Raw genomic sequence first — 14,747 nt, forward strand, 5'->3', positions numbered from 1 at the left:
GTTACAAGCGCCCTTCGGCGAGCGCGGTCCCGCGTCATGTCGCTATAGAGAAGGCCTGTATACGGGAGTATAGTCCCCAAAGGCATATTCTTGATCGATCTTGGACGACTCCGGGGGGACGCAATCCGGTACGAGAAATCTGTCGATTGAGTCCATTACGCGTGGGCAAGAGATGATCATGCAACATCCGATTCAAGCGCCGCCGGTCGCGCTCGATGTCGAGTGAGCGCAAGCGCCCCGAGGAGGCACTGCGCGAGAGCGAGGAGCGCTTTCGCACGCTGGTGCAATTCTCCTTTGATGTGTACTGGGAAACGGACGCGCAGCATCGCTTCATCCGCCAGGAGTTCGCCGAGACGCTTCCCGAGCCGCCGGTCTCCGAGATCGGCAGGACACGATGGGAGGTCCCGTATCTCGAACCTGACGCAGATGGCTGGCGCAAACACCGGGAGATACTCGACGCTCACCTCCCGTTTCGCGATTTCGAGCTCGCGCGGCCGACGCCCGACGGCGGCAAGCGCTATATTTCCGTCTCTGGGCTGCCCATCTTTGACGAGACAGGGAACTTCGTGGGTTACCGCGGTGTGGGCCGTCACATCACGGAGCGCAAGCGCGCCGAACAGGCGCTGATCGAGAGCGAGGCCCGTTTCCGTACCTTCGTGGACCACGCGACCGATACGTTCATGCTGCACAGTGAAGATGGTCGCGTTCTCGATGTAAATCGGAATGCCTGCGAAAGTCTCGGCTACAGCCGGACCGAACTGGTTGGGGCAAGTGCGGCCTTGTTCGATCTTGAGATGGATGAAACGATTTGGCGTCGCAACCGCGAGCGTCTCAAGACCGGCGGCATCGCTACGCTCGAGAGGCGCTATTTCCGAAGAGACGGCACCGTATTTCCCGTCGAAGTTCGTATGCGGGAATTCTGCGTAGGCGGACAGTCCCGAATCATTTGCCTGAGCCGCGACATCACCGAACGCAAGCGAACCGCCGAGGCGTTGCGCGAGATGCAGGCTGAACTGACACACGCCAATCGCGCCGCGGCAATGGGCCAGGTCACGGCTTCGGTGACACACGAATTAAGCCAACCAATCACCGCGGTGCTCTGCGACGCAGAGGCCGCACTGAACTGGCTGGGAACACAATCTCCGAATTTCGAAAAGGCACAGCAGGCGCTCATATCCATTGTTGCAGAAGCCAAGCGAGGCGGCGAGATCATCAGTTGGATCCGTTCCTTGATCAAGAAAGCTCCGGCGCCGAAGGAGAGCGTCGATGTCAATGGTGCAATCCTGGACGTGATCACCATAGCCCGTAGCGAGCTGATCAAACATGATGTTTCGATTCAGACCGACCTCGCTTCGGGCTTGCCGCTCGTGAAGGGCTATCGCGTTCAGCTGCAACAGGTGGTTCTCAATTTGATCCTCAACGCGATCGAGGCAATGAACTGCGTCGACGTTAGCGGACGAGAGCTGCGGATCAGCACGGCCGCAAATGCATCAAATCTCGTCGTTGTCGGCATACGGGATACCGGACCTGGACTTGACGTCGCAATCGTTGACCGCGTGTTCGAGCCCTTCTACACCACCAAGCCGGACGGGACCGGCATGGGCTTGTCGATTTGCCGATCGATCATCGAGGCGCACGGAGGTCGACTTTGGACCGGTGCGAATGAACCACGGGGGGCCGTGTTTCACTTTAGTCTGCCTTCGGAAGAGCCGCCGGTCGCGGCCAAGCCGAATGACTTCCGTTGAGCCGTCGCAAGTCGGCGGCGCGGCGCATCCGTCAGCAGCGCACAGAGCGCCGGCGCCAGCTTCTCCGGCGTGCACGCAGGGCTCTCACCCACATCTGCCGAGAGCAGCCGGATTGGCATCGACCGTACCGTGTCTTACGCGCCATAGGCCGGTGCCGTTTTTGCCGACATACACGGGATCTGCCCCGACCGTTGTTCACGGGCTGGTTGCGAAAACGAGGATTGATCCAGTTGCGCGAAACAACCGCGGCTTGTGAAACCTGGAAAAACAGGCTTAGCTAAGGGAACAGCGTCCAAGCGGCGGCACGGACCCACGCATCAGAGTGACCACGGATACACCATGGCCTTCCCCCGTGAACCCGATGCCAGCCCAAGACCCGACCCGCTTGTAGGGCCGGACGCCTCGCGAGAGGTTATTCCTGGTCAGCGCAAGCTGGTGGCCGTGCTCGCGGCCGACATCGTGGGTTACAGCCGATTAATGGAAGCGGACGAGGAAGATACCCACAAGCGGGTCCTCTTGCTGCGCGCAACCACTATCGACCCGACGATCGCCAAGTACAGGGGCCAGGTGATCAAGAACACCGGAGACGGTTTTCTTGCGGTTTTTGACAGCGCAAATGACGCCTCCCAATGTGCGCTTGCAATTCAGCACGGCGCCAATGCGATGTCGGCGGAAGAACCGGAACATCGGTTCATCAGTCTCCGGATGGGGATCAACGTTGCCGACGCGATCTTTGAACGCGAAGATATTTATGGCGATGGGGTGAACATCGCCGCTCGGCTTCAGACCTACTCCGAGCCCGGCGGCATCGTCGTCTCAGGTGCCGTCGCGGATCAGATCAGTGAGCAGGCCGGCGTCTCCGTCGTCGACTTCGGCGATCTGCATCTGCGAAATCTGTCGCGCCCCGTCAAAGCGTTCGGGCTGCGCATCGATCGTTCACCGCATCCGGTGGCAGATAGTCCGGTCAGAGCGCAGGGACGTCCATCGATTGTCGTTCTGCCATTCCGCAATCTTGCCAGTCAGGATGATGCCTATTTTGCCGAAGGGATTGTCGACGAAATCATTCACGCGCTCTCCGCGCTGAAGGAGCTGTTCGTGATATCGCGCGGGTCGACGCTGGGTTATGGCAGCGAGATCATCGATGTCCGCGCCATCGGTCGCGAGCTGGGCGTGCGCTATGTGCTCTACGGCAGCGTTCGCCGCTCCGGCGGGCGGCTGCGTATCAATACCGAGCTCAATGACACCGAGTCGGGCAACATCATCTACTCCGATCGTCATGAAGGCGAGCTCAGCGAGCTGTTCGCACTGCAGGAGCAAATCTCGACGCGCGTGGTCACGACCATCGCTCCACATGTTCGCGAGTGGGAGCGTGCACGGGCTCTGCGCAAGCATCCGCAGAATTTGACGGCCTACGATCTGGTTCTCCAGGCGTTGAGCTATCTATACCGTATGGACTACGACTCGTTCTCGCGGGCGCGCGGATTGCTGCAGCAGGCCGTCACGCATGACCCCAACTATGCGCCGGCCTATTCATACCTCGCGTACTGGTACATGTTCAGGGTCGGCCAGGGCTGGTCCACCGATGCCGCTGCCGATAGCATGGAGGCGTCGCGCAATGCGTCCAGGGCAATCGAGCGCGATGGCAACGATGCGCTCGCTCTGGCAATCGACGGTCACGTGCATTCGTATCTGTTCAAGGATTTCGAGACAGCAACCCGCCTGTTGGACCGGGCGATCACGGTCGGTCCCAATTCGGCCATGGCGTGGACGATGAGCAGTGCGACCTGCGGCTATCTCGGCGAGGGCCCAACCGCGGTCTTGCGCGCCGAACACGGCCTGCGCTTGTCGCCCCTGGATTCACACGTGTTCTGGCACGAGCACCTGCTTTCCCAGGCGCACTACATCAACGGCAATTTCGATGAAGCGGCCGCCTGCGGTTGGCGAGCGGCGAAGCATAATGAGCGTTTCACCTCGAACTTCCGCATCCTCGCAGCCAGCCTGGTGGCCATCGGAAAGTTTGTGGACGCGCGCCAGATCGCGGAACGCCATATGCTGATCGATCCGAATTTCCATTTACAGGCCTGGGCGGACCGCACGCCGCTCAACGCGGCCACCCGCGACAATCTTCGACAGCGGCTCAAGGCGGCAGGATTTCCAGACTGAGTTTTAAGCAAGCGATAGGCGGCAAATCATTGGGAGGCTGCGATGGCAGGCAACGCCGGAAATGCGGGAAACGCAGGTAACGCTGGGAATGCGGGAAACGTCGCCAATGCAGGCTCGGGCGGCGGCGGTTGGATCTTTCCGGATCGCGTGGACCTGCCGTTCATTACGGAGACGGGCGTCAGCACCAACCGCACCACCGTCACCGAGTTTCCGGACCGGAGCTGGACCCCGGACTGGTACGCTTGGCGGCTGCTGGCCGAATTCGCCATTCATGGCGGGTGGAGCTCGATCACGGTCGCCGCACCCAATGCAAACACAGCAGCCGAGATCGACACGCTCGTAACAATGGCCAAAGACGAGCGGGCGGATGCGCTCGGCGAGATTTTTGCGCAGAACGAGGAGTTTCTGAGCTACTTCATGGCGCTTCTCAACGTCACGCCGAACTCGCATCCAAACACCTGTCGCGTGATAGCGACCGCAAGCCTGATCGCGCTCCAGGTCGCGATGCATTGGAAAGGCTACCACAAACGGCCACGGCCATCGCAAATCTGCCCTGCGCTGTTGCCGCCGATTCAGGTTCCCGGCCACGCGTCCTATCCCAGCGGGCACGCGACTCAAGCGCATTTGATCGCGCGCTGCCTGAAGTTGGTCCTACCAGCGTCGGTGCAGCCGATGGCGGATGATCTCACCGTGCTCGCCGGTCGGATTGCGCGAAACCGCCAGATCGCCGGTCTCCACTACCAGAGTGACACGGACGCCGGCGTGGGATTGGCCGGCGACATCTACACGATCTTGATCAACAAGACCTCCGTGCCGAGTTTTGATGCCTTGATCACGGCCGCGCAGGGAGAGTGGCCATGATCCTGCGCGCGAGTGATGTCCAGCAACACACGCTTCCGTCGCGGGACGATTTGAACGCGGGTCTGCGTCGGCAGATATTGCTGCCACCGCCGCCACCGCCCAAGGACTTCGACGCGCTGAATGCCGATGCGCGGGAGCTCGAATTCTTCCGGCTTCCGCCCAGGCCGCCCCTGGTCGCGGGACGCCGGGCCGAGACGTTGTGGGCCAGGCTTCTTTCCAAGCCTATCGAAGTTCTGCCCATGATCTACCCGGGCTCCGCGACCGACTTTCGTGTCAACCGCGGCCGTTTGGGCTCAGGCCATCCCGGCCGACACGAAACCAGCTTCAATTGGTCGGGCGCATGTATTGCGGCGATGGAGGGCACCCAGTTCACACAGGTGTGGGGGGCCTGGGAGGTCCCTACGCCCAGTGCTCACTCGTTTCCGCCGGGCGATTATCGCTGCTCGACCTGGATCGGGATCGATGGCCATCGGCGATTCGATACTTCGCTGCCGCAGATCGGGACGACGCAAAAGATCGTGGTCGCCAACGACGGCAGCGTCGGGACGCCGACCGCGGAAGCATGGGTTCAATGGTGGTTTCGCGGTGACCGCGATACGGGTCCGTGGACACTTCCCAACTTTCCGGTGGAACCGGGGGACCACGTCAGATGTGTTCTGACCGTCATGGCGCAGGACCACGTCCGTTTTTTCATCAAGAATGAATCGAAAAACGGAAAGTCGCTTTCGGTCGATCTCCTTGCGCCGACGATTCCACTTCCCGGCCCGATCGGAATTCCGATCGAATTTCCGGCGCGGGGCCGTACGGCGGAGTGGGTCACGGAGCGCCCCACCGTCTTGCATGCGACGGACCTCTATCGCTTGCCCAAGTATGGCGTGACGAAGTTCGTGGATTGCTTCGCGCTCGCGGGCACCGGCGGGATCGGCTTTCAGCCTCAAGATCTGGAGAATGCCAGGCTGATCAAGATGATCGAGATCCGCGACAATCCGCATCGGACCGCGCCATTGTCAAAACCGGAAAAACTGGACCAGCAAACCGTACAAACCAGGTTTGTGGGCTGAGGATTTTTTAGCTCGTTCGCCGGCCCTGGCGCATCGTCGCGAGCACGATGTCGGCGGCGAGCACGCTCGGCGATTTGTTGCCGGTCGACATGATCTGATCGAGCCTGGCGAAGGCCTCGACCTGCTCGCGGCGGAGCGGCGAATCCGTCAGCAGCGCGGAGAGCGCGGGCGCCAGTTGCTCCGGCGTGCATTCCTCTTGCAAAAACTCCGGAATGACATCCTTGCCGATCACGAGATTGGCGAGGATCACCGAGGAGACGCGGATCGCGCGGCGCAGGATGAAGGCCTCGATGGCGCCGACGCGATAGGCCGTCACCATCGGAATGCCTGACAGTGCGAGCTCGAGCGTTACCGTGCCGGATTTGGCCAGCGCGGCGTGGGCGATGCGGAACGCGGTCCGCCTCTCGTTCTCGCCGATTACAATCTGCGGCTTGACCGGCCAGTTCGCGACGCCCTCGCGGATGGTGGCTTCGAGATGCGGCATGGTCGGCAGCATCAATTCGAACGCGCAGCCCTCACCCCTTAAGCGCCCGAGCGTTGCGCCGAACACGTCGAGATGATGCCTGACCTCGCTGCGGCGGCTGCCGGGCAGCACCAGCAGCACCGGCGGCTTACCGTCGCGGCGCTTCTGCTCCTCCGCGCTCGGCCGCAGCGAACCCAATTGCTCGATCAGGGGATGGCCGACATAGCTGCAGGGCGGCCCGCCGAGCTTGCGGTATTCCTCCGGCTCGAACGGCAGCAGGCCGAGCACGTGGTCGACATAGCCGAGCATGGTCCGCGCCCGCCCCGGCCGCCAGGCCCAGAGCTGCGGCGAGACGTAATCGACGATCGGGATCGCCTGACTGCGCGAGCGCACGCGGCGGGCGACGCGATGCGTAAAGTCCGGGCTGTCGATGATGACGAGCACGTCGGGCGCGGCCGCGGTCACGGCATCGGCCGTCTCGCGGATCAGCCGCAGGATCTTCGGCAATTGCTGCACCACCGCGGCAAACCCGACGATCGACAGCTCCTCGATGGGAAACAGCGATTCCAGGCCCTCGCGCGCCATGGTGCGGCCGCCGACCCCGACGAACTGCACGCCGTCGCCGAGGCGCTGGCGCAGCACCTTCATCAGGGCGCTGCCGAGCCGGTCGCCGGATTCCTCCGTCGCGATCAGGAAGATTTTGCGCTTGGGATCACGCCACATCACGCGGGCAAGCCGATGACGAAGAGATATTTGGCATCGGCAAGCGCGATCATTGCCTGCGGCTCGGCGGCGATGGTGTTGCCCGCGATGACCGCGATGCCGGCAAGGCCGGCGGCCGCGACGCCCTCGATGGTGCGCGGACCGATCGTCGGCAGGTCAAAGCGCAGATCCTGGCCGCTCTTCGGCGCCTTCACCAGCACGCCGCGTCCGGTGGCGGCGCGGATGCGGCCCTCCTCGCGCAGCCGCGCGACGCGTGCGAGCAGCGCGTCGGTGCCCTCGATGTCCTCGACCGCCACCACATGCCCGTCGATCACGACCGCAGCCTGGCCGATGTCGAACGGACCGAGCGCGGTCAGCACCGCCCGACCGCGCGCGATGTCGGTCTTGCTGGCCTCGCTCGGCCAGGCGCGGCCGATGCAGCCCTCGGGCATCAAGAGATCCGGTGCGACGTCCTTGATGCCGACCATGCGGAAGCCGTCCTGCTCGAGGATGCGCCCGACACCCGACAGCAGATGATCGTCGCCGCCGCGGAAGGCGCGGATGACGTTGCCGAGCAGGCGCAGCGTCTTGATGTCGAACCGGATCTCGGACAGCGACGGCCGCACCAATGTGCCGATGAAGATCAGGTCGCGGCAGCCTTCCTCGCGGAACAGCCGCATCGCGCGGCCGAGCTGGCCGACCGAGATCCAGCGATGGCGGAACTTCTCCACGCGCGCGGGATCGCAGGCCCCGCGCAGCGGAAACAGCACCGGCGTGATGCCGTGCGCGGCGAGCGACTCGGCGACCGCGAACGGCATGGCGCCGCCGCCGGCGACGATGCCGACCGGTGACGAAACCTGCAAAGCCGCCGATGTCGTGCCCGCGGCCATCCCAAGATCACTCCAAGATCACTTCGCGATAGCGGGAAGACAGAGCGGGCGCTTGCCTTTGCCGATGAAGTCGAGGATTTCGGCGATCGCGGGGTCTTCGCCCGCGAGCGGCCGCGCCGCCTCCAGCCGCTCGGCGAAGGTGCCGGGGCCATGGAAGAGCTTCTGGTAGAACGCGCGCACGGTGGCGAGCCGCTGCTTGGTGAACTTGCGACGCTTCATGCCGATCAGATTGAGGCCTTCGAGAGCGGCATATTGGCCGTTGACCAGACCGAACGGAATGATGTCGTCGCGCACGCCGCACACACCGCCGACCATGACCTGCGCCCCGATGCGGGTGAACTGATGCACGGCGGACAGCCCGCCGATAAACACGAAGTCGCCGATCTCGCAATGGCCGCCAAGCGTTGCCGAGGTCGCGAAGATCACGTCGTTGCCGACATGGCAGTCGTGGCCGACGTGGCTGCAGTTCATGAAATAGCCGCGGTCGCCAACCGAGGTGACGCCCCCGCCGGCAACGGTCCCCGCGTTCATGGTCACGGATTCGCGGATGGTGCAGCCGGAGCCGATCCTGAGCTGCGTCAGCTCGCCACGATAGCTGAGCGACTGCGGCGGCGTGCCCAGCGAAGCGAACGGATAGATGGTGCAGCCGTCGCCGATCGTGGTCTGCGCCGTGACGTGCACATGCCCGATCAGCTTGCAGTTCGCGCCGATGACGACGTTCGGGCCGATGATGCAATAAGGTCCGATCTCGGTGCCCGCGCCGATCACGGCGCCGTCCGCGATCCGTGCGGTGGGATCAATCTTGCTCATCAAGCCAATCTTACTCGTCAAGAAGGTCTGGTTATATATTGAAGTCGCTCGGTTTTCGGCTGGTTAGCGCGACTATGCCCGATCTGTCCAGTGACGTATCATCTCGCCGTGTTTCAAGTGCCGGATGAGGCAGCCTTGCCGTCCCGTCGCCAGGTTCATGCGGAGCTTCAACGATCGTGGTCAGAACCCTGATCCTTCTACTGGCACAGCTCGCGAGCACACCGATCGTGTCCGAGGCGGTCGAGACCGGCGAACACCGCCTGGTCGATCTCCAGACTTTCGAGTGCCGGGACATCACCCGCAGCACGGTGCTTCAGCGGGTCTGTTACGATCGTGCGCAGCAGGACCTGATCGTCGCGAGCAACGGCGCCTATCACCGCTATTGCGGCGTGACGGCCGACACGGTGGAGCGCCTCCTCGGCGCGCCGTCCATGGGCCAGTTCTTCAACCGGAATATCAGGCGCGAGATGGCCGGCAGCCGCTACGATTGCACCTGAGGCGGACGCCCGGCTCCGCTCAATCGGTCAGCATGGCGCCGACGTCGGCTTCGGCGACGACCTGCCCGTTGACCTTGGCGTCGCCGTGAAACCACCACATGGCCTTGCGGCGGCCGAGCGAGCGCATGTGATACTCGATCGTGTCGCCCGGCAGCACGGGCTTGCGAAACTTGCACTTGTCGATGGTGAGGAAATAGACCGCCCGCGGCTTCTCGGTGCCCTCGACCGACTTGATGCCGATCACGCCCGCGGTCTGCGCCATCGCCTCGATCATCATGACGCCGGGATAGACAGGACGCTCGGGGAAATGCCCCTGGAACGCCGGCTCGTTGAAGGTGACGTTCTTGATGCCGATGCCGCTGTAATCGGCGCGGATGTTGATCACGCGGTCGATCAGCAGCATCGGAAAGCGGTGCGGCAGCGTCTGGAGGATCGCATTGATGTCCACCAGCTCGAACTTAACAGGTGATTCCGCCGTCATTCCCGTCCCTCGTCCTTCGGATCGGCCTTGCTGTCGCGCACCAGGCGCTCCACCGCGATGATCTCCTTGAACCATTGCTTGGTCGGCTTGGCAAAGAGGCCACCCCAACGGCCATTCGGCGGGATGTCGTCCTTGACCCCGCTCATCGCGGTAACCTGGGCGCCATCACCGATCTTGAGGTGATTGTTGATGCCAACCTTTGCTCCCAGCGCCACGTTGTCGCCGATCGTCAGGCTGCCCGCGAGGCCGATCTGAGCCGCCAGCAGGCAATTCCGGCCGATCGTCACATTGTGGCCGATCTGGACCTGATTGTCGATTTTGGTGCCCTCCCCGATCACGGTGTCGCGCAGGGAGCCGCGGTCGATGGTGGTGCCGGCGCCGACCTCCACATTGTTCTGGATCAGCACGCGGCCGGTCTGGGGGACCTTCAGATGCCCCTCGGGGCCGAAGAAGATGAATCCGTAGCCGTCCTGGCCGATCGAGCAGCCGGGATGGATCAGCACGTCGTTGCCGATCAGCGCGCATTGGATGGCCGTGCGGGCGCCGACATTGCAGTCCCGGCCGATCTTGACGCCGGGGCCGATGACCGCGCCGGCGCCGATCACCGTGCCGCTCCCGATCTCGACGTCCGGGCCGATGACCGCCAGGGGCTCGACGATGACGTCGTCCTCGAGCCGGGCCGAGGGATCGATGATGGCGGACGGTGCAATACCCTCGATGCCGAACCAGGATTGCGGCCGCAGCGCATCGGCGTGCCATTCCCGCGCGATCCGGACGAAGGCGCGGAACGGCTGCGCCACCCGCAGCACGGCCACGTGGGCAGGCACCTGGGCCTCGAAGCGTGGGCTCACCAGGCATGCCCCGGCGCGGGTCGCTTTGAGTTCCTCGAGATATTTGAGGTTGTCGAAAAAGGCCAAATGCATCGGGCCCGCTTCATCGAGCGAAGCAAGGCCCGTGATGACGTGGCCGCCCCTCGCCGGGTCGACCAGCTGCGCCTTGGTCAGCGTGGCGATGTCGGCCAACGCTGCGGCAGGCGGCTTTGTGAAGAAGGTCGGCTGCGCCATTCCACCCCGTCGCGGTCCGGCTTCGGCATGAAGCGGTCAGGCCGCATCATGCCTCATGTCTTTGATCGGCACGATCCCTTTCGGAAACCGGCTCCGGCGATCCGGATCGTGCCGTGCTGATCGAACTAGAACGTGGTGCCGCCGCCGAACCGGAACTCCTGCGTGCGGTCGTACTTGCCCTTGCTGAGCGGCACGGCGTAGTCGAAGCGCAGCGGTCCGAACGGCGACTGCCAGATCACGCCGACACCGACCGACGAGCGAACGACCTTGCTGTCGTCATATACGAGACCGGTGCAGGTCCCGGTGCTGTTCGGATTGATGGTCGACGGGATGCAGCCCGGCACGTTGACCTCGTTGGTGGCGGTCCAGCTCGTCGGTCCCTTGTAGTCATAGAGGCCGCCGGCGTCGGCATAGACCGCGCCCTTCAGACCCACTTCCTTGGGCAGGAACCAGAACGGCATCTGCAATTCGAGCGAAGCACCCCAATACTTGGTGCCGCCGAGCGCATCCTGCGTGCCGAAGGGGTTCAAGTCGCGCGGACCGATGCCGTTCGGGGCAAAGCCACGAACGAGGTTCGGGCCCATCTGGAAGTGGTCGAGCATGCGCAGATCGCTGCCGATCTTGTTCAGCATGCCACCTTGCAGGCGGACGAGGCCGACGATGTCGGAGACGAGCGGCGTGTAGTACTTCGCGTCGACCACCGACTTCAGATAGGAGACGTCGCCGCCGACGCCGGCGAAGTCCTGCCGGAAGTCGACGAGCAGACCATCGGTCGGGTTCTTGTTGTTGTCCAGCGTGTTGTAGGTCAGCGTGTAGCCGAGCGCCGAGGTCAGAGTCTTGCCGTTGGCCAGCTCCTTGCGGACCGGCAGCGAGGCTTCGCCATCGTTGTAGCAGCCGAGGCCGTTGGTGGATGCAGCCAAGGGCGTACCCGTCGCCGCCGAGTAGGCCGGACTGGGGTTGAATGCCGATGACAGCGGGTCGTTGTTACAGTTGGCCAAGTAGCTCGGCAGCGTGATCTCTTGCCGATAGATCGAGTAGCGCACCTGGAGCGAGAGATCTTCACGCAAGGAGAAGCCGAGTCGCGGCGAGAAGCCGAGCGTCCTGGTGCCGTAAGAGATGTAGCTGTTGGACTTCTGCTCACGCTGATAGAGGTCGAGGCCGAGCGCGACGCGGTAGTCGAGCAGATACGGCTCGACGAACGACAGCGAGTAGCCGCGGGCATACTGGCCATAGGTCACCGACGCCTTGGCGAACAGGCCGCGACCGAGCAGGTTGCGCTCCGAGATCGAGACTTCGGCCAGCGCGCCGTCGGTGGTGGAGTAACCGCCCGAGACCGAGAAGTCGCCGGTCGATTTCTCTTCCATGTCGACGATCAGGATGACGCGGTCGCTCGACGAGCCCGGCTCGGTCGTGATCTTCACGCTCTTGAAATAGTCGAGGTTCTTCAGGCGCCGCTCGGCACGGTCGACCAGCGCGCGGTTGTAGGCGTCGCCTTCCGAGATGTCGAACTCGCGGCGGATTACGTAGTCGCGCGTGCGGGTGTTGCCGCGCAGGTTGATGCGCTCGATATAGGTGCGCGGGCCCTCGTCGACGTTGAACACGACGGACACGGTGTGCGCTTCGAAGTTGCGGTCGCCGCCGGGCCGGACCACGGCGAAGGCATAGCCGCGCCGGGAGGCCTCGATCTGCATCTCCTCGACCGACTTCTCGACCAATTCGACGTTGTAGAGCGAGCCGACATTGATGCGCGAATAGCCGCGCATCGAGCTCGGATCGAAGTTCGGAATGCTGGTGCGGAAATCGACCGAGCCGACGCGGTATTGCTGACCTTCCTCGATCTTGAAGGTGACGTTGAAGCCCTTCTTCTCCGGATCGTACTCGGTGAGCGCCGCGACGACCTGCACGTCGGCGAAGCCGTTCTTGAGATAGAATCGGCGGATCAGATCGCGATCGGCTTCGACGCGATCGGGATCGTAGACGTCACCGCTGCCGAGAAAGCTCAGCAGATTCGTTTCGCGCGTCTTGATCACGTCGCGAAGGCGGTAGGACGAGAAGGCATTGTTGCCGACGAACTCGATCGACCGGACGCCGGTCTTGACGCCCTCCTCGACCGTGAAGATCAGGTCGACGCGATTGTTCGGCTGCTCGATGATCTCGGGCGTGACGCGCACGTCGTAGCGGCCGGAGCGGCGATAGATTTCGGCGATTCGGAGCGTGTCCGACTGCACCATGGCGCGGGAGAAGGTGCCGCGTGCCTTGGACTGGACTTCAGCGGTGAGCTGCTCGTCCTTGATCTTCTTGTTGCCCTCGAAGGCGATGCGGCCGATCACCGGGTTTTCCACCACGGAGACGATCAGCTGGCCGCCGGAACCGCGGTTGATCCTGACGTCCTGGAACAGGCCGGTCTCGATCAACGCCTTGAGGCCGTCGTCGATGGCGGCCTGATCCAGCCGGCCGCCCGGGCCCGGCTTGAAATAGGAGCGGATCGTCTCCACCTCGACGCGGCGATTCCCTTCGACGGAAATCGACTGAACGGTCTGAGCGAGCGCAGACGAAGACACGAAAACAGCCCCAACCGGGGCAACCACCGGCGCGCCGAACAAGATCAGGGTTGCGATCAAGCCCCCCCGGAGTCGCAGTCCAAACTTCATCGCGCAACGCGCCCTTATCATTCCGTGCCAGACCCAACCCCAACGCCGGTCCGGAGATTCCCCAAGTTCAGGCCGCTTGTAGCCAATTTCGCCGACGCCGCAAACGGCCGAAAGCGCCGTAATTTCAATTTCATTCCAAGACGTTGCTCAACAGCAACGCCACAAAAAAGCCCCTATCAGGAAGCCGCCATCCGCAGGATGTCGTTGTAGGTCGCGAACACCATCAACATCAGCACGAGGCCAAGGCCGATTCGGAACCCCATTTCCTGGGTCCGCTCGGACAGGGGCCGACCCCGAACCACCTCGGCCGCATAGAACATCAGATGGCCGCCATCGAGCAGCGGGATCGGGAACAGGTTCAAAAGGCCGATCGAAACCGACAGCACCGCGCAGAGATTGATCACGAACTGGAACCCGGCGCTGGCCGCCTGCCCCGACATTTTCGCGATTCCCAGGACTCCGCTGACCTCGTTCGGATTGCCCTGGCCGACGAAGAGGGAGCCCAGGAACTTGAAGGTGCTGGTGATGATGAACCAGACCTGCTCGACGCCGATCTTGAGCGCTTCACCGACGCCGACCGGGGTGGTCGAGGCCTCCCCGGCCTGCGACTTGTGCTCGACGCCGAGAACGCCGAGACGGTGGCTGTTGCCGAACGGGTCCTTGCGCTCCAGCAGCGCCGGGGTCGCGGTCAGCGAGACGATGGCACCGTCGCGCTTCACCTGGAAGGTAAGCGCCGAACCGGCGTTCATCGCAACGATTCGCTGCATGTCGGCAAAGCTCTCGATCGGCTTGCCGTCAATCTGGACGACGACGTCGCCGACCTTGAAGCCGGCCGCAGCCGCCGCGCCGTCGGCGACGACACCGTCGACCCGGGCGATCGTGCTCGGCTTGCCGTAATAGAGGGCCATTCCCGCGAAGATCAGCGCGCCCAGGATGAAATTGGCGATCGGCCCGGCCGCAACGATCGCCGCCCGGGGGCCGACCTTCTTGTGGTGGAAGCTGCCGGCGCGCTCCTCGGCCGTCATGGCCGCCAGCGTCTGGGCCGACGGGGTCGAGGCCTCGCTCTCGTCGCCGAAGAACTTGACGTAGCCGCCGAGCGGGATCGCCGAAATCTTCCAGCGGGTGCCATGACGGTCGTTGAAGCCGACCAGCTCGGGGCCAAAGCCGAGCGAAAAGGTTAACACGCGCACGCCGGCCCAGCGCGCGACCAGGAAATGGCCGAGCTCGTGGAAGAACACGACGATGGTCAGGACGAACAGGAAGGGAACCGCGTAGCCGAGGAGCCCATGGCTCAACGTATTGAAACTATGGACGAAAAAGTCGATCATCGAATTCCCTCACCCAGCGCCGCAAGGCCCT

General features: G+C 63.4%; 12 protein-coding genes. 5 read left to right on the plus strand and 7 right to left on the minus strand.

What is annotated here, in order from left to right; all coding sequences use genetic code 11:
- Positions 1–215 precede the first annotated feature (215 nt).
- From AB7M16_RS02930 to AB7M16_RS02945, 4 genes are all read left to right on the plus strand, one after another.
- Positions 216–1,745 carry a PAS domain S-box protein gene (locus AB7M16_RS02930; RefSeq protein WP_453943084.1) on the plus strand — a complete coding sequence of 510 codons (1,530 nt, stop codon included), beginning with the start codon at positions 216–218 and terminating at the stop codon, positions 1,743–1,745.
- 339 nt (positions 1,746–2,084) lie between these two features.
- Complete coding sequence (locus AB7M16_RS02935) at positions 2,085–3,908, plus strand: adenylate/guanylate cyclase domain-containing protein (protein ID WP_172783586.1); 1,824 nt, start codon at positions 2,085–2,087, stop codon at positions 3,906–3,908.
- Positions 3,909–3,950: 42 nt separating this feature from the next.
- A complete protein-coding gene (locus AB7M16_RS02940; protein WP_172782857.1) occupies positions 3,951–4,769 on the plus strand; it encodes a phosphatase PAP2 family protein in 819 nt (272 codons plus the stop codon).
- On the plus strand, positions 4,766–5,830 hold the full coding sequence (locus AB7M16_RS02945; RefSeq protein WP_260379312.1) for a G1 family glutamic endopeptidase: 1,065 nt from the start codon (positions 4,766–4,768) through the stop codon (positions 5,828–5,830). Before AB7M16_RS02940 ends, AB7M16_RS02945 begins: the two co-directional genes overlap by 4 nt.
- Before the next feature lie 7 nt (positions 5,831–5,837).
- Here AB7M16_RS02945 and lpxB read toward each other — a convergent pair whose 3' ends face one another.
- Genes lpxB through lpxA form a run of 3 tightly spaced genes read right to left on the minus strand, consistent with a single transcriptional unit; the run spans position 5,838 to position 8,695 of the window.
- On the minus strand, positions 5,838–7,016 hold the full coding sequence (gene lpxB / locus AB7M16_RS02950) for a lipid-A-disaccharide synthase (protein WP_453947120.1): 1,179 nt from the start codon (positions 7,014–7,016) through the stop codon (positions 5,838–5,840).
- A complete protein-coding gene (locus tag AB7M16_RS02955; RefSeq protein WP_271506460.1) occupies positions 7,016–7,885 on the minus strand; it encodes an LpxI family protein in 870 nt (289 codons plus the stop codon). Before AB7M16_RS02955 ends, lpxB begins: the two co-directional genes overlap by 1 nt.
- Positions 7,886–7,903: 18 nt before the next feature.
- Positions 7,904–8,695, minus strand: coding sequence for an acyl-ACP--UDP-N-acetylglucosamine O-acyltransferase (lpxA, locus tag AB7M16_RS02960; RefSeq protein ID WP_439403343.1), 792 nt, complete (start codon positions 8,693–8,695; stop codon positions 7,904–7,906).
- 176 nt (positions 8,696–8,871) lie between these two features.
- On the opposite strand from lpxA, the gene AB7M16_RS02965 reads away from it, so the two are divergent.
- Positions 8,872–9,192 carry a KTSC domain-containing protein gene (locus AB7M16_RS02965; protein WP_260379316.1) on the plus strand — a complete coding sequence of 107 codons (321 nt, stop codon included), beginning with the start codon at positions 8,872–8,874 and terminating at the stop codon, positions 9,190–9,192.
- A 19-nt stretch (positions 9,193–9,211) separates the two neighbouring features.
- On the opposite strand, the gene fabZ is transcribed toward AB7M16_RS02965, so the two are convergent.
- The 4 genes from fabZ to rseP all read right to left on the minus strand — a co-directional run bounded on the left by fabZ (position 9,212) and on the right by rseP (position 14,716).
- Positions 9,212–9,673, minus strand: a complete 462-nt coding sequence (fabZ, locus tag AB7M16_RS02970; RefSeq protein WP_024341283.1) for a 3-hydroxyacyl-ACP dehydratase FabZ — start codon at positions 9,671–9,673, stop codon at positions 9,212–9,214.
- Positions 9,670–10,737, minus strand: coding sequence for a UDP-3-O-(3-hydroxymyristoyl)glucosamine N-acyltransferase (lpxD, locus tag AB7M16_RS02975; protein ID WP_172783580.1), 1,068 nt, complete (start codon positions 10,735–10,737; stop codon positions 9,670–9,672). The genes fabZ and lpxD overlap by 4 nt, the downstream gene beginning before the upstream one ends.
- Positions 10,738–10,862: 125 nt before the next feature.
- Positions 10,863–13,388, minus strand: a complete 2,526-nt coding sequence (gene bamA, locus AB7M16_RS02980) for an outer membrane protein assembly factor BamA (protein WP_453943085.1) — start codon at positions 13,386–13,388, stop codon at positions 10,863–10,865.
- 176 nt (positions 13,389–13,564) lie between these two features.
- Positions 13,565–14,716: an RIP metalloprotease RseP gene (gene rseP, locus AB7M16_RS02985; protein WP_172783578.1), complete on the minus strand. Its 1,152-nt coding sequence runs from the start codon at positions 14,714–14,716 to the stop codon at positions 13,565–13,567.
- Positions 14,717–14,747 lie beyond the last annotated feature (31 nt).

This window comes from Bradyrhizobium sp. USDA 372 (genome assembly GCF_053629095.1).